Source organism: Streptomyces sp. NPDC051018 (assembly GCF_044456085.1).
Lineage (GTDB): Bacteria > Actinomycetota > Actinomycetes > Streptomycetales > Streptomycetaceae > Streptomyces.
Window position 1 is genome coordinate 470,608 of the sequence record NZ_JBITFN010000002.1, and the last position, 22,673, is coordinate 493,280.

Annotated in this window: 17 protein-coding genes; 15 read left to right on the top strand and 2 right to left on the bottom strand. The window is 72.3% G+C overall.

Annotated features, from left to right (window positions below):
- Positions 1-66: 66 nt before the first annotated feature.
- Positions 67-2,208, bottom strand: coding sequence for a DPP IV N-terminal domain-containing protein (locus ACIBCM_RS05740; protein ID WP_399240576.1), 2,142 nt, complete (start codon positions 2,206-2,208; stop codon positions 67-69).
- Between the two features lie 147 nt (positions 2,209-2,355).
- Positions 2,356-3,672 (bottom strand): alanine racemase, encoded by a 1,317-nt coding sequence (locus ACIBCM_RS05745; RefSeq protein ID WP_399240578.1) that lies wholly within the window; start codon positions 3,670-3,672, stop codon positions 2,356-2,358.
- An 88-nt stretch (positions 3,673-3,760) separates the two neighbouring features.
- Between ACIBCM_RS05745 and ACIBCM_RS05750 the strand changes: the two genes are divergently transcribed.
- The 15 genes from ACIBCM_RS05750 (at position 3,761) to ACIBCM_RS05820 (ending at position 22,515) form a co-directional block, all read left to right on the top strand.
- Positions 3,761-4,663 (top strand): PaaX family transcriptional regulator C-terminal domain-containing protein, encoded by a 903-nt coding sequence (locus tag ACIBCM_RS05750; protein ID WP_399240580.1) that lies wholly within the window; start codon positions 3,761-3,763, stop codon positions 4,661-4,663.
- 133 nt (positions 4,664-4,796) lie between these two features.
- Complete coding sequence (locus tag ACIBCM_RS05755; protein WP_399240582.1) at positions 4,797-6,323, top strand: ABC transporter substrate-binding protein; 1,527 nt, start codon at positions 4,797-4,799, stop codon at positions 6,321-6,323.
- Positions 6,323-7,333 (top strand): ABC transporter permease, encoded by a 1,011-nt coding sequence (locus ACIBCM_RS05760; RefSeq protein WP_399240584.1) that lies wholly within the window; start codon positions 6,323-6,325, stop codon positions 7,331-7,333. The genes ACIBCM_RS05755 and ACIBCM_RS05760 overlap by 1 nt, the downstream gene beginning before the upstream one ends.
- Positions 7,330-9,357, top strand: coding sequence for a dipeptide/oligopeptide/nickel ABC transporter permease/ATP-binding protein (locus ACIBCM_RS05765; RefSeq protein ID WP_399240587.1), 2,028 nt, complete (start codon positions 7,330-7,332; stop codon positions 9,355-9,357). Before ACIBCM_RS05760 ends, ACIBCM_RS05765 begins: the two co-directional genes overlap by 4 nt.
- Complete coding sequence (locus ACIBCM_RS05770) at positions 9,354-10,361, top strand: ABC transporter ATP-binding protein (RefSeq protein WP_399240589.1); 1,008 nt, start codon at positions 9,354-9,356, stop codon at positions 10,359-10,361. Before ACIBCM_RS05765 ends, ACIBCM_RS05770 begins: the two co-directional genes overlap by 4 nt.
- Positions 10,358-11,749: a serine hydrolase domain-containing protein gene (locus ACIBCM_RS05775; protein ID WP_399240591.1), complete on the top strand. Its 1,392-nt coding sequence runs from the start codon at positions 10,358-10,360 to the stop codon at positions 11,747-11,749. Before ACIBCM_RS05770 ends, ACIBCM_RS05775 begins: the two co-directional genes overlap by 4 nt.
- Positions 11,746-12,459 carry a pyridoxamine 5'-phosphate oxidase family protein gene (locus ACIBCM_RS05780; RefSeq protein WP_399240593.1) on the top strand — a complete coding sequence of 238 codons (714 nt, stop codon included), beginning with the start codon at positions 11,746-11,748 and terminating at the stop codon, positions 12,457-12,459. The genes ACIBCM_RS05775 and ACIBCM_RS05780 overlap by 4 nt, the downstream gene beginning before the upstream one ends.
- Positions 12,456-13,799, top strand: coding sequence for a serine hydrolase domain-containing protein (locus ACIBCM_RS05785; protein WP_399240595.1), 1,344 nt, complete (start codon positions 12,456-12,458; stop codon positions 13,797-13,799). The genes ACIBCM_RS05780 and ACIBCM_RS05785 overlap by 4 nt, the downstream gene beginning before the upstream one ends.
- A complete protein-coding gene (locus tag ACIBCM_RS05790; protein WP_399240597.1) occupies positions 13,796-14,959 on the top strand; it encodes an acetyl-CoA acetyltransferase in 1,164 nt (387 codons plus the stop codon). Before ACIBCM_RS05785 ends, ACIBCM_RS05790 begins: the two co-directional genes overlap by 4 nt.
- Entirely contained in the window at positions 14,952-15,374 is a 423-nt protein-coding gene (locus tag ACIBCM_RS05795; protein WP_399240599.1) for a Zn-ribbon domain-containing OB-fold protein, read from the top strand. The genes ACIBCM_RS05790 and ACIBCM_RS05795 overlap by 8 nt, the downstream gene beginning before the upstream one ends.
- Before the next feature lie 2 nt (positions 15,375-15,376).
- Positions 15,377-16,867 (top strand): AMP-binding protein, encoded by a 1,491-nt coding sequence (locus ACIBCM_RS05800; RefSeq protein ID WP_399240601.1) that lies wholly within the window; start codon positions 15,377-15,379, stop codon positions 16,865-16,867.
- Entirely contained in the window at positions 16,864-17,772 is a 909-nt protein-coding gene (locus ACIBCM_RS05805; protein WP_399240603.1) for an SDR family NAD(P)-dependent oxidoreductase, read from the top strand. The genes ACIBCM_RS05800 and ACIBCM_RS05805 overlap by 4 nt, the downstream gene beginning before the upstream one ends.
- The gene (locus ACIBCM_RS05810) at positions 17,769-19,358 is read left to right on the top strand and encodes an amidohydrolase family protein (RefSeq protein WP_399240605.1); all 1,590 of its coding nucleotides are present in this window, start codon (positions 17,769-17,771) and stop codon (positions 19,356-19,358) included. Before ACIBCM_RS05805 ends, ACIBCM_RS05810 begins: the two co-directional genes overlap by 4 nt.
- Positions 19,359-19,716: 358 nt before the next feature.
- On the top strand, positions 19,717-21,858 hold the full coding sequence (locus ACIBCM_RS05815) for a SulP family inorganic anion transporter (protein WP_399240607.1): 2,142 nt from the start codon (positions 19,717-19,719) through the stop codon (positions 21,856-21,858).
- Positions 21,859-22,137: 279 nt separating this feature from the next.
- Positions 22,138-22,515: an ArsR/SmtB family transcription factor gene (locus tag ACIBCM_RS05820; RefSeq protein WP_399240609.1), complete on the top strand. Its 378-nt coding sequence runs from the start codon at positions 22,138-22,140 to the stop codon at positions 22,513-22,515.
- Positions 22,516-22,673 lie beyond the last annotated feature (158 nt).

Below are 22,673 nucleotides of genomic sequence, written 5' to 3' on the forward strand. Positions count from 1 at the left end.
GCGGATCCGGTTCCCGGTCCGCCGCCCGGTGACGCCCCCGCTGCCGCGGGGGCGCGGGCCGCCTCGTCAGCCGAACATCGCCAGGAACGACTCGGGGTCACCCGGGATGTCGGCCAGGCGGTAGCCCGCGGGCGGCTCGGCTCCCATCAGGTTCCGGACGAGATAGTCCCAGCGGCGCCGGATGACATACGGCTCGTAGCCGTGGAAGCCGTGTTCCGCACCGGGCACGATCAGCAGATCGAAGTCGGCGTTGGCGGCGATGAGCCGGGACACGAGCCCCATCGTGAGGTGCGGTGTGACGTTGTCGTCCAGTTCACCGTGGACCAGCAGCAGCTTTCCGGTGAGCCGGTCCGCGAGTTCTCCGTTGTCCGCCTCCGCGTAGGTCCGCTCGTCGTACGGGCCCTGATACGCCTCGCCCCACAGCGCCTGGTACAAGCCCTGGTTGTGGTTTCCGCACTCGGCGACCCCGACCTTGAAGACCTCGGGATGGGCGAGCAGCGCCCGGACCGTGGCGAATCCGCCGCCGGAGCGGCCGAACAGACCGACGCGGTCGAGATCCAGCCACGGCCGGGTCCCGGCGAGTTGCCGCAGGGCGGCGACATGGTCGTCCAGACAGCCCGCGTCACCGAGGCGTCCGTACGACAGGTCGTGGAAGGACTTGCTCCGTCCCGGAGTTCCGCGTCCGTCGAGCGCCACCACCGCGAAGCCCAGCGCGGCGACCGCTTCGGCATCGTAGCCGTAGGGCCCCGGGTCGAACGTGGGCCGCACCCGGCGCGTCTGGGGGCCGGGGTAGGGGTGGTCGACGACCGGATAGCGCCCCGCCGGGTCGAAACCGTGGGGCCGGTACAGCAGACCGTGGATATCGGTGACCCCGTCGGCGGCCTTGACACAGAAGCGCTCGGGCGGCTGCCGGCCCGCCGCGACGAGACGGGAGTCGTCCGCGGTCTCCAGTTCCATCAGCACGGAGCCGTCCCAGTCGCGGACGGTGGAGACGGGAGGATGTTCGGGGGTGGAGGCGCTGTCGACGAAGTACGCCCCGGACGGCGCCGGGAACACCTCGTGGTCGCGTTCGTCGTCGGTGACCCGGGCGAAGCCCGTACCGTCGAGGCCGACCCGGCAGAGCTGCCGGAGACAGGGATCGCCCCCCACCAGGCCCGACGCCAGGAAGTGGACGGTGCCCGCGCTCTCGTGGACCCGTACGATCCGCTGGACGGCCCACTCACCGGCCGTGAGCCGTCGTTCGAGCCGGCCCGAGGCAGCGTCGTACAGATACAGATGCCCCCAGTCGTCGCGCTGGGAGTACCAGAGCACCTTCCGGCCCCGGTCGATCACCCGGACCATGGGCTCCTGGAGGTACTCCTGCGCGGGCTCGGTCCTGGTCGCAGAGGACTCCTCGACGAGCGTGCGCACGGCTCCGGTCACCGTGTCGAGCCGCTTCAGGCGCAGGGTGCGGTAGTCGCGGGACTGGTCGAGCCAGTAGACCGAGAGCCCGTCACCGTCCCACCAGATCTTCCGCTGGAAGACGGGCGACATATGGGGGACGAGCACGGTGGCTTCCTCGGGAGCGAGCCGGGTGCCGCGCCCGATGTCGAGGACCACGAGACCGGCGCGGGGGAGTTCCCTGTCCCCGGGCATCGCGAAGCGGCTGGTGTGGAGCACGGGACGGCCGCCGTCCGGCGGCGTGGACTCCACCAGATGCAGGGGGAGTACGGCGCTCTGGTCGAGGCGGTGGGTCACCAGCCGCCGTGAGTCGGGCGACCAGACGACGGCCGGGGGCAGCCCGGCGAGGCCGAGGTTGCGCAGGGTGATACGGAACCCGGCTGAGTCCGGGTTCGCGGCCCAGGGGCGGTCCCGGGTTCCGTCGTCGGTGAGGCGCCGTTCCCCGCCGCCGGCGACCGGGCGCAGCCACAGGTCGTGGTCCCGGCGGAACACCGCCCATCTGCCGTCGGGGGAACGCGACTCGGGCGCACCGCCGGGCGGTTGCCCGGCCTCGTCGGCCCGGGGCGGCTCCGCGGCCGGCTCACGGGTTCCGGCCCGGGGGTCGACGACGACCGTACGCGGCCCGTCGGCGGTCTGCGTGGTGTACCGGAAGCGGTGCTCGTCGAGCCACTGGGGAACGACCGCGCCGAGTACGAGCCGGGACCGGTGATGGCCCAGCAGGTGCTCCGCACGCCGGTAGTCCTCGGCGAGGAGTGCAGGTGTCGGCATGGTCTCCTGTTTCTCTGTGCTGGATCCGGCGCTCTGCCGGCGGTGGCGGGTGGTGCGGGGTGCGGGCGGGACGTGCGCCTCACACAGCGGGAACAGCGGGTTCAGCCGAATCAGCCGAATCAGCCGGATCAGGGGGGAGCAGGGGGATCAGAGGGACACGGTGACATGGCCCACGACCCGGTAGGCCTCGTCGACCGCCGGGAGCACGTCCCAGCGGTCGAGGGTCGAGCAGGGGTGCGAGATGCCGAACCCCAGACGGTCGCCCACGGCGAGCCCGTGGTCCGGCGGCACCCGCAGATACGCGTGCTGGTCGTTGAGGCCCGTGACCCGGATCCCCCCGGGGAGCGTCTTCGGCCGGCCGCCGCGGGTGCGGAGCCCCGCCGCGACCGGGTGACCGGCGTCGGAACCGGTGTCCCTCCTGCCGAAGTCGCAGATCGCGGTGCCCGGTTCGGGCAGCGACAGCACACTGCTCCACAGCTCCAGCGCGGGCCGGAGTCTGCGCAGCCCGGGCCGGTCGAGCGGTGAGACATCCGCGTACATACCGTGGTCGTGGAAGGCGTAGCCGCCGCTCCTGAGGACGAGCCGGAATCCGGCCGCGCGTGCCGCGGACGAGAGATAGGCGTCGACCACACCGTCGAAGAAGGAACTGCCGCCCGCGGTGACCAGCCCCCGGCCGGCGCCGAGAAGCCCCTCGCCGGCGATGTGTCCGGCCAGCTCCAGCGCGTCTCGTGTCAGCCGCCGTACGCGCCCGAGCGTGGCCGCGTCCCGCTCCGCGCCGAGCAGGCCCTCGAAGGTGGCGACTCCCGCGAGGGCGAGCCGGGGAGAGGCGCCGCCGATGCTGCGGGCGACGGCGAGCGCCTCGGTCGGGGACCGGGCGCCGCACCGGCCGCCGGGTGTGCCGAGTTCGGTGAAGACCCGCAGCGGCGCGGGCATCCGGGCGCCGGGCCCGGGTACCGGCAGCGCTTCCTCCAGCAGGGCGACCGCCTGCCGGGAGTCCGCGAACACATAGATCTCGGCCGGGTCGCCGGGGTCGTCCAGAGCGCCCGCGATCCAGGCCAGTCCGGCGGGGTCGACCACCTCGTTGGCGATCAGGATCCTCCGCACTCCCCAGCCGTGGACGACACTCGCCTGCCGGGCGTTGGCCACGGTGAGTCCGAAGGCGCCCTCGCGGAGCTGGAGCGCGGCGACCTCCGGGGAGAGCGCCGTCTTGTTGTGGGGGGCGAGAAGCACGTCGTGCGCCCGGCAGTACATCGCCATCGCGTCGACATTGCCGAGCAGACGGTCGTTCCGTACCAGCGCGAGCGGGGAGGGGCTGCCCCGGCCGAAGACCGACGCCCCGCCGTGCTCGGCCCGCTGTTCCGGGAGACGGGGGAGCGCCTCCTGGGAAGGGGTCCAGCCCGCCCTGTCCAGGGGCGCGCCCTTGGCCCTGACCCTGCCCGGCCTGCTGTTGTCGAACGGCCGCATACCACGTTCCTCCTGGTCGCATCCGGTGCGATGACGGCTCCGCATGGTGTCTGGCCAACCGGAAGCCGCACTGCTACATTCTCATGCCATGACGGGCGTCACGCAACTGAAAGATAAAGACGGCAGGCTCGCTCTCGACTGGCAGATGCCGTCCACGAGGCAGAACAGCCTCATCACCGATCTCTGCCTCCAGTACCTGGACCAGTTGGGCGACTGGCTGCCCGCGGCCGGATACGTACGGCTGCTCGGAGATCTCGGAGTCCCGGAGAACAGCGCGAGAACGGGACTCCACCGCATGACGAAGGGAGGCTTCCTGCGCCGGGAGACCCGCGACGGCGCGAGCGGATACGCGCCGACCACCGACTGGCGCCGCTATATGAGCAAGCGCTACCCGGAACTGCTCGACGACCACGACGAGCCGTTCACCGGATGGACCCTGCTCAGCTTCTCGATCCCCGAGTCGCGCCGCTCGGACCGGCACGTCCTGCGCTCGTCCCTCGCCCGCCAGGGCTTCGGGACCGTCGCCAACGGACTGTGGATCAGGCCCGACAGCGTACGCGCGCCCGTCGCCGAGCTGATCGAGCAGCTCGGCTTCACCGAGGACGTCCGGCTCTTCACCACGGCGCAGTACCAGGGCTCCGTGAGCCTGCGGGAGTTCGCCTCGCAGTGCTGGGACCTCGACACCCTCGACCGGCAGTACCGCGACTTCATCGCCGAGCGCGGACCGCGCTCTCCGGGAGGCCCGTCGGCCGCCCCCGATCCGCGGCAGGCGTTCACCGATCTCACCGCCACCCACAACCAGTGGCGGCTGATCGTCCAGGCGGATCCCCGGCTGCCCGCCGAGGCCCTGCCCTCCGACTGGACCGGGCACGAGGCCCGCGCCCTGGTGGAGAACCTCCTGAACACCCATCGAGAGCCGGCTCTCGACCACGTCAGGTCGGCACTTGAGGCAACCAAGACCAGATCACGGCGGAGGCAGTCCGAGCAGTAGCCCTGCGATCCGCCCGTGGTCCCGGACATCCCGTCCACGTCCACCCGGCGACCGGCCCCCGCGCCGGCCGCCGGGTGATGAGGAGACACAGATGAGGGCTCCACGATTTTCCGCGGCTGTTTCCGTGTGCGCTGTGCTCGCCCTCGCGGCCTGCACCGGCACAACGGGCACCCGCGACAACCCGGCACCGGAGCCGGGGAACCCCTCCGGGGAACCGATCTCGGTACGGCTTCCGGCCGGACCCACCAATATCGATCCGCACACCACCAACCAGGCGATCGGCCGCGAACTCGGCTTCTACACCTACGACACCCTGCTGCACCTGCAGAACGGGAAGATCGTCAGCGGGCTCGCCACCGCCTGGCGGCAGCAGTCCCCCACCCGTTACGAGTTCGACCTCACCGACAAGGCCACCTGCGACGACGGGCACCGGCTCACCGCCGCCGACATCAAGGCGAACTTCGACCGTGTGCTCGACCCCAAGACCGGGGGCCCCTTCGCCGCCACCTTCCTGGGCAGTACGCGGCTGAAGGTCGCCGCCGCGCGGGGGAAGCTGGTCGTCGACCTGCCGTCGCCCAACAGCGACCTGCTGACCGGGCTCACCACATTCCCCAGCATCATCTGCCCCCAGGGGCTGAAGAATCCGAAGGCCCTGGCCACCAAGGCGTACGGAACGGGCCCCTGGACGCTGGAGAAGGCCGTACCCGGCGACCACTACACGATGAAACCCCGCAAGGACTACACCTGGGGCCCCGGCGGAGACACCGCCTGGGACGTCAGAACACCCACCGAACTGACGCTGAAGGTCGCGGAGACCGACTCCACGGGCGCCAATCTCTTCCTCAGCGGGCAGCTCGACATCACCTCGGCCGCCGGCAGCACCCAGGACCGGCTCCGCACCGGCGGCGAGGTCTTCTCCCGCGGCACCAGCCGGGCCGTGGTCCACCTCTACTTCAACCAGCGGCCCGGGAAGAAGCCCGCCGACGCCCGCATCCGCAAGGCCCTGGCCCAGGCCGTCGACCGCATGGCACTCGCGAAGATCGCCATGGAGGGAAAGGCCGCCTACGCGCCGAGTCTCATCCTGGACTCCGCACCCTGCTACGACGAGAACGCGGGGAGCGGACTGCCTGCGTACGACCCGGACACCGCCCGTAGGACCCTCTCCGGTGCCGGACTGCGGATCAGGCTCCTCGCTTCGAGCAGCGACCTCTCCGGCGAGGTGGCGACCGCCGAGTTCCTCGCCGACGCCTGGAAGCGCGCCGGCGTCGACGTCACGATCGACACCCCCGACGGCGCCACCGCCGTGGAACGCCTCTTCTCCGGCCAGGACTGGGACGTGGCCGTGCTGGCCCAGAGCGGCATCACGGTCCCCAGCATCCTCACTCCCTACTTCTCCGGGCCGAGCGCTCCACAGGGACGGAACTTCAGCTCCATCGACAACCCCGAGTACACCCGGATCTCCGCCACCGCCCTCGCCGCGACCACCCAGAAGGACGCCTGTGCGCAGTGGGGCCGGGCGGAAGCGGCCCTCTACCGGGGAACCGACGTCCTTCCCCTCTACTACGACGTCGTCCGCTACTACGGAAAGGGCGTGTCCTTCGACATCGGCGGCTTCACCGGATACACCTTCCTGCCCACGAGTTTCCGGGTGACCCGCTGATGACCGCCGTCGGCACACCGCTCGTCCGCGTCCGGCGCCGGGCCCCCCGGCCCGGCCCCGCGGCGTCCGTCTGGCTCGGGTTCGCGCTGCGCAGGACCGTCCAGCTCGTCGCCGGCGTCGTCGTACTCGCCACCGTGGTGTTCCTGGCGCTGCGGGCCGTCCCGGGCGATCCGGCCCGGCGCATCGCCGGAGCGGACGCCACGGAGGAGTACGTCCAGCGGCTCCGCCTCGGGCTCGGCCTCGACCGCCCGCTGCCGGAGCAGTACGCCACCTTCATGGGCGACCTCGCCACCGGGGACTTCGGCGACTCGTTCACCAGCGGGCGGCCCGTCGTCGACGTCATCGGCGAACGCCTTCCGGCGACCGCTTCGCTGGCCGTGGCGGCCTTCGCCGTGATCATGGTCTCCAGCCTGGTCCTCGGACTGCTGGCCATCGCGATCACCCGGCGCAGGCCCGGCCGGACCTGGGAGCGGATCTTCGCGGGCGGTACCGGGACCGTGGCCTCGATCCCCGAGTTCGTCGCGAGCACGTATCTCATCCTGTTCTTCGCCGTGTTCCTGTCCTGGCTGCCCGCCGGGGGGAACCAGGGCCTCGCGGCCATGGTCCTGCCCGTCGCCGCGCTGAGCCTGCGGCCCGTCGCCGTACTCACCAGGATCGTCCGGGCGGAGGGCCTCGCCGCCTTCGAGTCCGACTACATCCGGGTGGCACGCTCCAAACGGCTTCCGGCCAGGCTGATCTATCTGCGCCATCTGCTGCCGAACGTGCTCACCAGCAGTCTGACCGTCGGCGGGCTGCTGCTCGGCGCCATGCTCGGCGGCACGGTGATCGTCGAGAACCTCTTCGCCTGGCCCGGCCTCGGCAGCCAGGTCGTCGCCGCCGTCGTCGCCCGCGACTACACCCTCGTCCAGGGCATCGTCATCGTGCTCGGCGCGGCCGTCCTGCTGATCAACACCCTCGTCGACGTGGTGCTGGCGATCGCCGACCCCCGGTCCCTGGTGGCGGCACCATGACGCACACCATCACCGCCGCGCCGCCGGCGGCCGGCCGGAAGCGCGCCGGGACCTGGCAGCTCACCGCCGCGGCCGTCATCGTGGCCGGGCTGGTGCTGATCATGCTGGCACCCACCCTGATCGGCGACGCCGCCACCAGAGCCGTACCCTCCGAGGCCCGGCAGGGTCCCAGCGCCGCGCATCTGCTCGGCACGGACAACCTCGGCCGTGACGTCCTGCTCCAGACCCTGGCCGCGGGCCGCCTCAGCCTCGCTCTCGCCGTCGGTGCCGCACTGCTCGGCGCCGTGGCGGGATTCACCACCGGGGCGCTGGCCAGCGTGCTTCCCGGGCGCTCCCGGAACCTGCTCATGCGGGGCATCGACGTGGCGATCTCCTTCCCGCCCCTCGTGCTCGCCCTGCTGCTGACCACCATCATCGGAGTGGGGGCGCAGGCGGTGGTCCTCGCCGTCGGACTGGCCCTCGCCCCCGGGTTCGCCCGCACCGCCGCCACCCTCGCACTGTCCATCGGCGGCAGGGAGTTCGTCACCGCGTCGAAACTGCTCCGGGTACCGGCGTACCGGGTCGTTCTGCGGCACATCGTCCCCAATATGTCCGCCACGCTGGTGATCCTCGGCTCGGTCGCCATCAGCAACGCGCTGATCGCGGTCTCCGGACTGAGCTTCCTCGGCATCGGAGTCCAGCCGCCGTCGGCGGACTGGGGACGGATGCTGACCCAGGGCCTGGACCAGATGTTCACCCAGCCGACACTGCCTCTGGGACCCGTGACGGCGATCCTGCTCACCGGTATCGGCATCAGCTTCGTCGGGGAACGGCTCGCCGAGCGGCTGGACCCGCTGCGCCGGTCCGGTTCCACGGCCCGGCCGGTGCCCCGGCCCGCGCCGCCGCGGGACGCTCCCGAGCCGCCGCGGTCCGCGGTGCTCGCGGTCCGCGGGCTGTCCGTCTCCTTCCTCACCGACGGCGGGCGCGTACCCGTGCTGCACGACATCGACCTCACCCTCGTCCGCGGCGACTCGCTCGGCATCGTCGGGGAGTCCGGCAGCGGCAAGAGCACCCTCGCCCTGGCCGCCGCGGGGCTCCTCCCCTCGAACGCCGAACTCACCGCGGCCGAACTCCGCTTCAACGGGCACGACCTGCTCACCCGTGACGGCGGGCCGGACCCGAGGACGGTGGAGATGTCCTTCGTCTCACAGAACCCGGCGACCGCGTTCAACCCGGCCCTGAGGCTCGGCCGCCAGCTCACCGAGTCCGTACGGCACCACAGGAAGGTCTCCCGTTCCGCGGCCACGGCCCAGGCCGTCGACAAGCTGGACGAGGTGGAGATCACCGAGCCCGCGCTGCGGCTGCGGCAGTACCCTCACCAGCTCTCCGGCGGAATGCGCCAGCGCGCCCTGCTCGCCATGGGACTGATGGGGCGGCCGTCGGTCCTCCTCGCCGACGAGCCCACCACCGCGCTCGACGTGGTGGTACAGGCCGGGGTGCTGAACCTGATCCGGGAGCTTCAGGAGCGCTACGAGCTGAGCCTCGTACTGATCTCCCACGATGTCTCGGTCGTGGCCCAGGTCTGCCGCCGTGTCGCCGTGATGTACCGGGGCCGTGTCGTCGAGGAGGGTCCCACGGCCGAGGTGCTCGCCCATCCCCGCCATCCCTACACCAAGGCCCTGATCGCCGCCGTGCCCACCCTCGACATGGACATCGACGCCGATCTCCCCGGCATCCCGGGCCCCGACGGCACCGGCCCGGACGGCACCCGGCCGGGCACGGAGGCCCGGGACCCATCGGACACGGACACCCCGAGCGGCCCCGACGGTGCCCCCGGCGGCCGGGAGGACGGCGCCCCCGTCCCGGGCCCGGCGTCCGGCGGCTGCCCCTACCGGGCGATCTGCCCCGACGCGACCGCGCGGTGCGCCGACCGGGAGCCCGTGCTCCACCCCGCCGGCGCCCCGCACCGGGTCGCCTGTCTGGCCGTCGAACCCTCCGCCGCGGTGAACGCGGCCACCCCGGCGAAAGCGAGGGACCCCCGGTGACAACCGTGACAGCCCAGAACGTGACCGTCGGATTCGGCCGCGGCCGCAGACGGGTTACCGCACTCGACGATGTCGTACTGACGCTGCGGCAGGGCGCGCGGATCGGAGTGGTCGGCGAGTCCGGCTCCGGCAAGTCCACCCTGGCCAACGCGCTGTTCGGACAGGTGCCGCTCATGAGCGGCACCGTCCGCCTCGACGGGAGGGAGATCGGGCTCCGGCGCGCCCGCGACCGGGCACCGCTCTACCGCCGGCTCCAGATGGTGTTCCAGAACCCCTTCACCTCCCTCGACCCCCGGCTGCGTATCGGGCGCTCGCTGGGGGAGGCCCTGGAACACCATGACGGCGACCCGGCCACCCGGCCCACCACGGCGGCGATGCTCGCCCAGGTCGGGCTGCCCGAACGGATCGCCGGCGCCTACCCCCATCAGCTCTCCGGCGGCCAGTGCCAGCGGGTCGCCATCGCACGGGCGCTCGCCGCGGCCCCGGACATCCTCGTCGCCGACGAGCCGACCACCGCACTCGACGTCACCACCCAGGCGGCCGTTCTGACCCTGCTCCGGGGCCTCAACCGCGAGACGGGCATGGGGATGCTGTTCATCTCGCACAACCTCCCCGTCGTGCGCTACATGACGGAGACGGTGCATGTCATGTACGCGGGGCGGATCGTCGAGTCGGGCCCGACGACGGGCGTTCTCGCCGCCCCCCGCCATCCCTACACACGCATGCTGATCGACGCCGTCCCGGCCCTGGGCGGGACGCCGCTCGCCGCTCCCGCGAAATCCGCCGCCGACGCGCCGCCGGGGAGCCCGGGCGAGGGCTGCGCCTTCGCCGCCCGCTGCCCGCTCGGGCCCCTGCACCGCCCCGAACGCACACGCTGTCTGCGCGTCCGCCCCCAGCCGTCGGGCGGGGACACCGGGCACCGTACGGCCTGCCACTTTCCCCTGACCTGCAACACCGCCGAGGAGCCCGTACCGATGACCGCGAACAGGGAGACCCGGCTGTGAGCCCCCGACGGCCGGACCCGGCCATGCTGAAGGAACTGCTCGACGAGACCGCACAGGACATGGGCGTCGCCGGAGCGCAGCTCGCGATGGCCGTCGGTGACGACACCGCCGAATGCGCGACCGGACTGGCGAACGCGAGGACCCGCCAGCCCGTCACCACGAACACCATCTTCCAGGTGGGGTCCACGACCAAGCTGTTCACCGCGGCCCTGATCCTGCAACTCGTCGACGAGGGCCTCCTCGGACTCGACACCCCGGTCTCCCGCCGGCTGCCGGACATCCCGCTCTCCTCCTCACCGGAGGCCGCGGACATCACACCGCGCCTGCTGATGTCGATGACCAGCGGGCTGGACAACGGTCCCTACCGCGACACCGGGCGCGGTGACGACGCGATCGCCCGGTACGCCGGGCTGCTGGGCCGTATTCCCCTCATCTCGCCGCCGGGCGAGCGATACGGCTACAGCAACGCCTCGACCGTCGTCTCGGGCCTGCTCGTCGAGCGGCTGACCGGCGTCACCTGGGACCGCGCCCTGCGCTCCCGGCTGCTGGCACCCCTCGCGCTGCACCGGGCGGCGACCCTGCCGGAGGACCAGATCTACCACTCGGTCGCCGTCGGCCACGACACCGGCACCGGACCCGCCCGGCTGCGGCGCCCGTGGATCATCGGCCGTGGCATGGGACCCGCCGGGACCACCCTGTGCGCCGCCGCCGGAGATCTCATGCGGTTCGGGCAGGTCCTGATGAGCGGCGGACAGGCGTCCGGCGGCCCCCGCGCGCTGACACGGGAGTCGGCCGCCGTCCTGCACACCCGTACCGCCGACGTCCCCGCGAAGTGGTTCGCCGACAGCTGGTGCGTCGGTCCCTACCACAAGACCTGGGACGGCACCGACGTCTACGGCCACTCGGGCACCAACATCGGGGGCTCGTCCCTGCTGCTGTGGGTGCCGGAGCACGAGGCCGTCATCGCGGTGACGATGAACGTTCCCTCCAAGGGCTACGAGTTCACCGACCGCCTCCTCGGCCGTCTGTTCCCGGACGTCCTGGGCGTCGGCAAACCCACCCGGCCCGTCCCCGACGGCTCACTGCCCGTCGACACCGCGCTCTACACCGGCAGTTACGACTGCTACGGCTTCACCTACGAGGTCACCGCCGCCGACGGCAGGCTCTTCCTCACCCGGAACGCCAAGAACGGCGACAACTTCGAGCAGCGGGACGACCTGCCGTCGCTCACCACCGAGCTGAAGCCCATCGGGGACCACCGCTTCCTCCCGGGCGACGACGAGATGACCACCCACCACACCTGGGACATCGCGTTCGTCTTCAACGGCGCGGAACAGGCGAGCGGCCTGATGAACGGCGCCTTCGGCACCCGGAGGGCCGAGCGGTGACCACGTACTCCCCGACCCCGAGGACCACGCCCACCCGCAGGCGCGAACTCGTCGGGTACGAGGCGGAAGCCGTGCACGCGGTCCTGGACGAGGCGCTGATCTGCCATCTGGGCTTCGTCGTCGCGGACGAGCCGGTGGTGCTGCCGACGACCCATGTACGCGTCGGCGACCGGGTGTACGTCCACGGCTCCACCGCGGCGCGACTGCTGCGCACCGTGGGGCCCGAGGGCATCCCGGTCTGTCTCACCGTCACCCTCGTGGACGGGCTCGTCCTCGGACGGCGTCACTTCACCCACTCGCTCAACTACCGGAGCGCCGTGGTCCACGGCCGGGCGCGTCTCGTCGACGACCCGCGCGAGCGCTCCGAGGTGCTGGCCGCCCTCGTCGACCATGTCGTACCGGGACGCGCGGACGACAGCGTCGCCCCCGACGCACGGGAGCTGGCCGCGACCGCCCTGCTGAGGATCCCGCTGCGGGAGGCGTCCGTGAAGTCCCGCACCGGCCCGCCCGTCGAACCCGGAGCCGTGTCCGGCCCCGGCCGCTCCCGTACCGGGCACGGCACGGACCACTGGTCCGGCGTCATCCCCGTCGAGACCGTCTTCGGCCCACCGGACCCCCGGCCCGGAGCACCCGCCACACCGCACTACATCGAGCGGTACACCCGCCGGCGCCCGACGGACGCCGGCACGAAAGGCGATGACACACCGTGAACGACTACGAGCAGTACCTCGGCACCTGGACCGGACCGGCCCCCGCCACCGTCGGCGGACCCGTCCGGATCACCGTACGCGGCGTCAGCGCGAGCGGAGCCCCCGAGGTCGTCCTCGGGTTCGAGGCGCTCGGTGGACCCACCCCCCTGACCGGAGTCACCGTCGCCGACGGAAGGCTCACCGGCACCATGGGCCCCACCCTGCTCTCCCTCGAACGGACAGGGCACACCCTCAAGGGCTCCCTGACCTCGTCCGTCCTGCCCGGCCTCGCCTTCGAGCTGCGCCGCGGCCACCCCATGGACGCCGTCTTCGCCTCACCCCGGCGGACCCTGGCCGCGGACGCCCGCCCGGACCGGCAGGCGTCACCGACGGCCGCCGCGCTGACCGGCGCCGTCGAGGACGGCCGGCTCCCCTGGGTCGACAGCCTCCATCTCATCGAGGGCGGCGAGACGGTCCTGGAGGAGTACTTCTACGGCCGGACCCCGGACGGCCTGCACTCCCTCCAGTCCGCCACCAAGTCCATCACGGCGCTCCTGTTCGGCACCCTGGTCGCCGAGGGGGCCGTCGACCTCGATGTCCCCGCGGGCCGCTACCTCAAGCACCGCGAGGGCACCCGCTGGATCGACGAGGCGTACGGCGTCACCTCCCACGAACTGCTGTCGATGTCGGCGGGGCTGGACTGGGACGAGGTCGAACGGCCCTACTCCGACCCCGACAACGACGCCACCAGGATGAACGGCGCCCCCGACTGGATCGAGTTCGTCCTGAACACCCCGCTCGGCGCACGGCGCCGGCCCGGCGACTTCGTCTACCAGAGCGGACTCTCGCTGCTGATGGGCGAACTCGTCCGCGCCGTGACCGGACTGCCCGTCCCCGAAGCCGCCCGGCGGCGCCTGTTCGAGCCCCTCGGCATCGAACGGTTCCACTGGATGACGATGCCCGACGGCACCTGCCACACCGGCGGCGGACTCTGGCTCACACCCCGGGACTTCGCGAAGTTCGGCCGGCTCGTGCTCGACGGGGGAGTGTGGGAGGGCCGGCGCGTCCTGCCCGCGGAGTGGATCCGGCGGTCCGTCACCGAACAGTCGGCGCCCGCCGGTCCCCACCCCCTCGTCCCCAGAATGGCGGCGTACGGATACCAGTGGTGGCTGCTCGACACCCCCGCACCGGACGGCGGGACCGTCCGGTCGGCGAGCGCGCTGGGCCACGGCGGCCAGATCATGCACATCCTGCCGGACACCGGCACCGCCGTCGTGGCCACCGCCCACGACTGGCTCGGGGCGAGCGAACTGACCGACGCGCTCCTCGACCTGGTCCTGCACCCGGGAGACGGCCGATGAGCACTCCCCGCAATCAGCTCCTGCAGCGCCCCGTCTACATCACGGGCGTGGCGGAGGCACCGCTCGGTCTGGTCCACGGCCAGAGCGAGAACTCCATGGCCGCCCTGGCCGCCCGGGAAGCGCTCGCCGAGGCCGGCCTGACCCTCAAGGACGTCGACGGCCTGTTCGTCAACTACATGGGCGACGAGGGGACGGTCCAGCTCGGCGAGTATCTGGGCATCCAGCCCCGGTACGCCGACTCCAGCGACCTCGGCGGCGCCGCCTTCGACGCCTATGTGCACCACGCGATGCTCGCGCTCGCCGCCGGCCGGTGCAGCGTGGCCCTGATCGCCTTCGCCTCCCGCCAGCGGACCAAACGGCTCCGGTCGCGCTCGGCCGGGCCCCCGGGCACCCTCATGGCCCAGTTCGAGGCTCCGTACGGGATCGCCGCGCCCATCGGGCACTTCGCCCTGCTCGCCGCCCGGCACATGTACGAGTACGGCACCACGTCCGAACAGCTCGCCGAGGTCGCCGTCGCGGCCCGCGCCTGGGCGCAGCACAACCCCCGGGCATGGCGGCGCGACCCCCTCACCGTGGACGACGTCCTCGCCTCACCGATGATCTCCGAGCCGCTGCACAAGCTCGACTGCTGTCTGCTGCTCGACGGCGGCGGGGCCGTGGTGCTGACCACCGCCGACCGTGCCGCGGACGCGGCCGAACGGCCGGTCAGGGTGCTGGGCGCGGGGGAGAGCCACACCGCGTGGCACCTCTCCCAGCAGCCCAGCCTCACCACCACCGCGGCGGTGGTCTCGGGACGCGAGGCGTTCTCCCTGGCCGGGATCACCCCCGACGACGTCGATGTCTTCGAACCGTACGACGCCTCGACCGTCAACGTACTGCTGGCGCTGGAGGACCTCGGATTCTGCGGACGCGGTGAGAGCGGGGAGTTCGTGGCGGAGGGGAGGCTGCGGCCCGGCGGATCGCTCCCCTCGATGACCTCGGGCGGCGGACTGTCCTACAACCACCCCGGCGCCCTCGGCGTCCAACTGCTCGTGGAGGCGACCCGGCAGCTGCGGGGCGAGTGCGGCGACCGGCAGGTGCCCTCGGCCGAAGTGGCCGTCGTCCACGGGATCGGGGGCCTCGCCTCCGTGGCGGCGACGGTGGTGCTGGGCCGTGACTGAGACGACCGGTGACCTTCATCAGGACCCGACCACGGCGCCCTACTGGGAGGCCGCGCGCGAGCACCGGCTGGTGCTCCAGCGGTGCGCCGACTGCCGGGTCTTCCAGTTCTATCCGCGCCCCTTCTGTCTGACCTGCCAGTCCGACGCCGTCGGCTGGGTCACCGCGTCGGGCCTAGGCGTCGTCCACTCCCGTACGACCACCCATATCGCCGTCACCCCCGGCCTCACCCCGCCCTACGCGGTCGCCGTCGTCGAACTCGACGAAGGGCCCTGGCTGGTGACCAACCTCGTCGGCGGCCCCGCCCGGATCGGCGACCGGGTGGAGGTCACCTGGCGCGAGCGCCCCGACGGCCCGCCCCTGCCCGTGTTCCGGCCCCTGCCGCCCGGCGGCGCCCCCGCGTCCGAAGGAACGTGATCATGCCCGTATCGTTTCCCGCCCGGCTGGCACGGCTCGCCGCCGACGACCCCGGAGCAACGGCCCTCGTGCTCGTCCGCGCCGACGGCCGGGAGGAGTCACTGACCTGGGGCGCGTTCGACCGCCGGGTCCAGGCGCTCGCCGGGCTGCTGGTGCGCTCGGGCGTCTCGCCCGGCTCCACCGTCGTCATCGGGTACCCGAACAGCCTGGAGCACTTCGTCGCCGTCTGGGCCTGCTGGGCGGCGGGCGCTCTCGCCCTGCCGCTCAACCCCCGGATGCCGGAGCACGAGCGGGACGCGCTCCTGTCCCTCGCGGATCCCGCCGTGATCCTCGCGGACTGGGGCGGCCGGCGGACCCTGGACCGTACGGCCCTGCCCGCGGCGGCAACCGCCGCGGGCAGGGCCAGACTCCCCGACACCGTCTCCCACCCGGGCAAGGCCATCGCCTCCGGCGGCTCCACGGGAACACCTAAGATCATCGTCGATCCACGGCCCTGGAGCGCCGATCCGGAGCGGGCCGTCGGGGAGCTGGGAGAGCGGCTCGGCTTCCAGGACGCCCGCAGCTCGCTCGTACCCGGCCCGCTGTACCACAACATGGCGTTCTCCTGGGGAAATCTGGCGCTGTTCGCCGGACAGCGGACCGTCGTCATGGAGAAGTTCGACGCGGCGCTGCTGCTGGATCTCGTACCGCGGCACGCCATCGAGTTCATGACCCTGGTGCCGACGATGATGCAGCGCTGCGCCCGCCTCCCGGACGCGGACCGGCGCGATCTGTCCTCCCTCCGCGGGATCGTCCACTCGGGGGCCGTGTGCCCCCGGTGGGTCAAGGAGACCTGGCTCCAACTGGTGGACCCCCGTATCGTCTTCGAGGCCTTCGGGTCGACCGAGGGCCTCGGCGGAGCCCTGATCCGCGGTGACGAGTGGATCGAGCACCCGGGCAGTGTGGGCCGGCCCGACCCCGGCGCGCTGCGGATCCTGGACGAGCGGCGCCGGCCGGTGGCGCCCGGGGAGACCGGGGAGATCTTCGTCAAGGCGGGCGGGACCCCGTCGTACCGCTATGTGGGAGCCGCCCCCGCCGAGGAGACCTCCGACGGCTGGATCGGCCTCGGCGACCTCGGCCGGCTCGACGAGGACGGCTATCTCCATATCTCCGACCGGCGCGTCGACCTGATCATCAGCGGTGGGGTCAACGTCTACCCGGCCGAAGTGGAGGCCGTGCTCGGTGAACACCCCTCGGTGGAGGACGCCGTGGTGATCGGCCTGCCCGACGAGGAGTGGGGCCGGCGGGTGCACGCGGTCGTGCAGCTCGCCCCGGACGCCGTGGCCTCGGCCGACGGACTCGGCCACTGGTGCCGGGAGCGGCTGTCGCCGCACAAGGTCCCCAAGAGCTTCGGGTTCACCCGGGAACTGCCCCGGGACGCGGCGGGAAAGATCAGGCGCGGAGCACTCGCGCGGCAGACGCGGACGGCGGCGGACGAAGGGAGCCGGGCATGAGCGGGCGGTTGGACGGACGGGTGGCCGTCGTCACCGGCGCGGGCCGTGGGCTCGGGCGGGCCCACGCACTGGAGCTGGCCCGCCACGGTGCGAAGGTCGTCGTCAACGACCTCGGCGGCGATGTCCACGGCGGCGGGGAGGACGGCACGGTCGCCGGGACGGTGGTGGAGGAGATCCGCGCCGCCGGGGGCGAGGCGGTGGCCGGCGGGCAGGACGTCTGCGACTGGCGCGGTGCGCAGGAGCTGATCGCGCTCGCGGTCGAGACGTTCGGCGACCTCCATGTGCTGGTGAACAACGCGGGAATCGTCCGGGACCGCGCACTGGTCAATATGTCCGAGGAGGAGTGGGACGCGGTCGTACGCGTGCATCTGAAGGGCCACGCGGCCCCCACCCACCACGCCATGGCGTACTGGAGGGAACGCGCCCGGGCCGGCGCGCGCGAGGACCGCTGCGTCGTCATGACGAGTTCCCTCGCGGGCCTCATCGGGAACTTCGGGCAGGCCAACTACGCGACCGCCAAGCTCGGTGTGCTCGCGCTGTCCCAGGTGACGTCCATCGAGGGGGAGAAGTACGGAGTCCGCTCCAACACCGTGTCGCCGGGCGGCAGGACCCGTATCGCCGCGAGCGCCGACGGCGGTGAACAGGCCATGGCACCGCCCGGATCCGGATTCGATCCGCTCGACCCCGCCCATGTCTCCCCGCTGATCGCCTGGCTGGCCGCCTCCGGCTGTCCCGCCGACCGGCAGGTGTTCCAGCTCGTCGGCGCGCGGCTGATCGTCTCGGCCCTGCCGCCCGTCGTCCACGACCTCAGGAGCGAGGGGCGCTGGACCCTGGAGGCCCTGGACGAGCAGCTCCCGGGGAAGCTCGTGACCCCGCTGGGCATCGAGTCGTGGTTCTCGGCGTGAGCAGCCGTACGGAGCGCTCCGGCGGGGCGCCGGTGGAGGGCGACCCGCGTCTGCCCGGCGCCGGCTTCCGGGACCGGGACCGGGACCGGGACCGGGAACACGATCTGGTGCTGACGGGCGGGCGTGTCATCGACCCCGGGACCGGTCTCGACGGCGTCCGTGACATCGGCATCACCTCCGGACGGATCTCGGGCCTCGCCGGCGCCCCGGAGAAGCTGCGGGGACGCACGGTCCTCGACATCGGCGGCCTGGTGGCCTGCCCGGGCTTCATCGATCTGCACAGCCATGGCCAGGGCATCGCCGAGCAGCGGCTCCAGGCGCTGGACGGGGTCACCACGGCGCTCGAACTGGAGGCGGGTGCCCTGCCCGTCGCCGCCGCCTACGCGGCCGCCGCCGAGGAGGGCAGGCCCCTGAACCACGGCTTCGCGACCTCCTGGGCGGCGGCCCGGATGCGGGTCGTCGGCGGGCTCGCGGGCGCGGGAAGGCTCTCCGGGATGCTCGCCCGTGTCGCCGATCCCCGCTGGCAGGCCCCGGCGACCCCGGCGCAGCTCCGGGCGCTGCTCGGCCTGCTGGCGGAGGACCTCGCGGACGGCGCGCTGGGCGTCGGCGTCCTCATCGGATACGCGCCCCGGGTCGCGCCGGAGGAGTTCACCGCCGTGGCGCGACTGGCGGCCCGCTTCGGCGTCCCCGTCCACACCCATGCGCGGGAACTGGTGGAAGCCGATCCCGGCACTCCCGCCGACGGCGCCGCGGAAGTGGTCTCGGCCGCCCGCGACACGGGGGCGCATCTGCATCTGTGCCACATCAACAGCACCTCGCGCCGCCATGTCGACCGGGTGCTGGCGCTGATCGCACGGGCCGTGGAGCACGGTGCGTCCGTGTCCACGGAGGCGTATCCCTACGGCACGGGTGCCACCGGGATCGGGGCCGCCTTCCTCGACCCCGGGCGTCTGGGCCGCTGGGGACTCAGCCCGTCGTCCCTGGTGCATCTGCCGACGGGGGAGCGCGTGAGGGACACCGCCCATCTGCTCCGGCTGCGCGGGGAGGATCCCGGCGGGCTGACCCTCGTCGAACTGCTCGACGAACGGGACCCGGCCGACCGGGGGTTCCTCACCAGGGCGCTCGCCTTTCCCGGCGGGGCGGTGGCGAGCGACGCCCTTCCGCTGACCTGGCCCGGCGGGCGGCCCGCCGACCCGCTGCGATGGCCGCTGCCGCCGGGCGCGGTGACCCATCCGCGCAGTGCCGGGACGTTCGCCCGCACCCTGCGGACGACGGTACGGGAGACGGGTCTGTGGAGCCTGCCCGAGGCCGTCCGCCGCTGCACCCTCGTCCCGGCCCGGATCGCCGGGCGCGCGGCACCCGCGATGCGCGCCAAGGGCCGTGTACAGCCGGGGTGCGACGCCGATGTGGTGGTCTTCGACCCGGAGACGATCAGCGACCGGGCGACCTACGCCGAGAGCACCCGGCCGTCCACCGGCGTCCGTCATCTTCTGGTCGGCGGCACCTTCGTCGTCCGTGACGGAGAGATCGTTCCGGACGCGCTGCCGGGAAGGGCGGTCCGCGGCGGCGCTCCTGCCGCACCCTGAGCGGCCGTACGGCGGCCTGTACGGGCCCTCCCGCGGGGTTTCCCGTGCCACGGCCGTTCGGGCCGCCAGAGCACTGCTACGGCGACCCGGCGGCGGCCTGGGGGCCGGGGTGCGGGGAACTCCCCGGCGCTCCGCTCGGGTCCGCGCGTCCGGGCAGGGGTTTCGCCCCTTCGGTGAGAACGCTCTCATGAAGTGCTCACGGACGACTCACGGCACGGGCGCATGCTCCGGCCCGGGACTCCGCCCGGAGCCCCGGCCGTCCGAGCCGGACGGTACCCCCCCGACTCACGCATCGGTCCGCCGCACGGACTTCCCCCCCGGGCTCCACGGCCGGCCGGATGTGGTGGAAGGAACCACCTTGTCGTCTGAACGAACACGTCCCGGTGCGGGCCGTCACGCCAAACGGAGCAGCGGCGGACCTTCCGGGAAACCCGCCGGTTCGTCCGCCCCCGCCGGGTCCATCGGTACCGACATCGTCGCGTCGGTCGTCGTCTTCCTGGTGGCCCTGCCCCTGTGCATCGGTGTCGCCGCCGCCTCCGGCGTCTCCGTGTCCCTCGGCATCATCTCGGGCATCGTCGGCGGCCTCGTCGTCGGCTTCCTCCCCGGCAGCACCTTCCAGGTGAGCGGCCCCGCCGCCGGACTCGCCGTCCTCGTCCTGGAGTTCACCACCGAGCACGGGGTGGCCCTGCTCGGACCCGTCGTCCTGATCTCCGGCCTGCTCCAGATGGGGCTCGGCATGCTGAAGATGGGCCGGCTGTTCCAGTCCATCTCGCTCTCCGTGGTGCAGGGCATGCTCGCGGGCATCGGCCTCCCCCTGATGCTCAGCCAGGCGTACGCCCTCGTGGACTCCAAGCAGCTCGGTACGGCCACCAAGAACATCGCCGGTCTCCCCGATCTGGTCGGGGACGTCCTCGGCGATCACCACAAGATCGCCGCGCTGGCCCTCGGCACCATGAGCGTCGTGCTGTGCTTCGTGTGGAAGAAGGTCCCCGAGCCCCTGGGCAAGGTGCCCGCGCCCCTGCTCGCCGTGCTGCTCGGTTCGATCATCGCCGCGCTGCCGGTGTTCGACATCAACAGGGTGAAGGTCAACGACCTCACGGAGGCCATCGACCTCGTCGGCCCGTCCGACCTCGGGAACCTCCTCGACCCGGCCGTGCTGATGATGATCGTCACCTTCACCATCATCGCCTCCGCGGAGAGCCTGTTCAGCGCCGCGGCCGTCGACCGGATGCACTCCGGTGAGCGCACCGAGTACAACAAGGAACTCTTCTCCCAGGGCGTCGGCAACACCCTCTGCGGATTCCTGGGTGCCCTGCCCATGACCGCTGTCATCGTCCGCAGCGCGGTCAACGTCCAGGCGGGCGCGAAGACCAAGGTCTCCCGCATCCTGCACGGCGCCTGGCTCCTCGGCTTCGGCCTGCTGCTGCCGGGCCTGCTCGGGCTCATCCCGGTGACGGTTCTGGCCGGCATCCTGCTCCACGCCGGGTGGAAGCTCTTCAACCCGCCCGCGTTCGTGCAGATGTGGAAGACGGACCGCGGCGAGGGCATCGTCATGGTGATCACCACCGGCGCCATCGTCCTCGCCAACCTCCTGGAGGGCGTACTCGCCGGTCTCGCGGTCGCCATCGTCCTCACGGCACTGCGGATGTCCCATATGACCATCCGCAAGACCACCGACGGCGACAGCGCCCGTCTGGTGATCAAGGGCAGCGCCACCTTCCTGAAGATGCTCAAGCTGATCGACGCCCTGGAGTCCGTCGCCGACAAGAGCCGGGTCGTGATCGACGCCCGTGCCGTGATGCATCTGGACCTCGCCTGCAAGGCCCAGCTGGAGGAGTGGGCGGAGGCCAGGCGCAAGGCCGGCGACGGGGACGTCGAGGTCCTGCTCCCCGGCCACCGGCCCGAGGAGAGCCCCGCGACCGCCGCGCCGGTGACCGAAACCGTTGCCGAGCCGGCCGCCGCCACCGCGGCGACGGTCACCGCCCAGGAGCCCGCGCGGCCCGTGCCCGGGCAGTTCCAGCCGGAGACCTTCCGCCCCTATGTGCCCCAGGCGCAGCAGGGGTTCGACGCCCCGCACCTGATGGCCCAGGGATACGCCCACGGTCATCTGCCGCACGGAAGCCCGTACGCCCGGCAGCACCAGCACATCCAGCAGCACCAGCAGCAGTACGGCATGGGCGGACAGGTGTACGGCCGCGCCGCGTACCAGCAGCAGTCCACCCAGCAGTCGCAGGTGCACCTTCCGCACCCGGCCCACAGTCACCAGCATTACCAGCACTATCAGCAGTACCCCCAGCCGCAGGGGTACGGCCCCGAAGGCACCCCGCCCCAGGGCGTCCCCCTACAGGCCTCCGGCCAGCCGCAGGGTCCCGGCCGCCCTTCCGGGTACGACGAGACGCAGTACGGCCTTCAGCAGGGGTACGACCCGTCGATGGAGTGGAGCTGGGGCCCCGGCGACGACTGGGCCGTTCGGCGCTACGACCAGGGGAACCCGGGCTGATCTCCCGAACCCTTTTCTTCTGCCCATGAATTGCAGACTTCTGCAATTCACTACATGACGGATTGGCTGTGTCCGCAAAAAAGTCGCGGACACAGCCGCCCGCATGGCTTTCTCCGGCTTTCCCGAATACCGGGCCCGGCCGCCGTGATGTCGCCACAATGGCGCGATGGCCGATGATGTCCATGTGACAGTGGCTGCTGAGGGGATGTGGGGCATGGAGCGGGCGGGGCGGTCGACGTCCGGCCGGACGCCGGGGCGTCGGGGCACGGGGCGGGTCCGGTGACCGCGCCGCTGTATCAATTGAAGGCCGAGTTCTTCAAGACGCTGGGGCATCCGGTGCGTATCCGGGTGCTGGAACTGCTGAGTGAGCGTGAGCACGCCGTGTCGGAAATGCTGGCCGAGGTGCGGGTCGAGCCCGCGAATCTCTCCCAGCAGCTCGCGGTTCTGCGCCGCGCGAATCTGGTGGTGACCCGCCGTGAGGGCTCGGCGGTGTACTACGCCCTGGCCAGCCCCGAGGTGGCCGAACTCCTCCGGGTCGCCCGTGGCATCCTCACCGGCGTTCTGACGGGTCAGGCCCGCCTGCTGGAGGATCTGCGCGCCACGGACCAGGAGGAGGGCCCCCGCCGCCGTACGCGCTCGCGCTCGGCGGGCGCGTAGGGGGTTGTGCGGGGCCTGGTGTGCGGGCCCGTGTGCCGGTCGCCCGCGGGGCACCGCCCCGGACCCTGCTCCTCAATCGCCGGAGACCCGGCCCTCAAGTGCCGTTTCGGGTTGATGCGTCCGGTCCCTCGCGGGTGGGGGTGTCTGCGGCCCCGGGG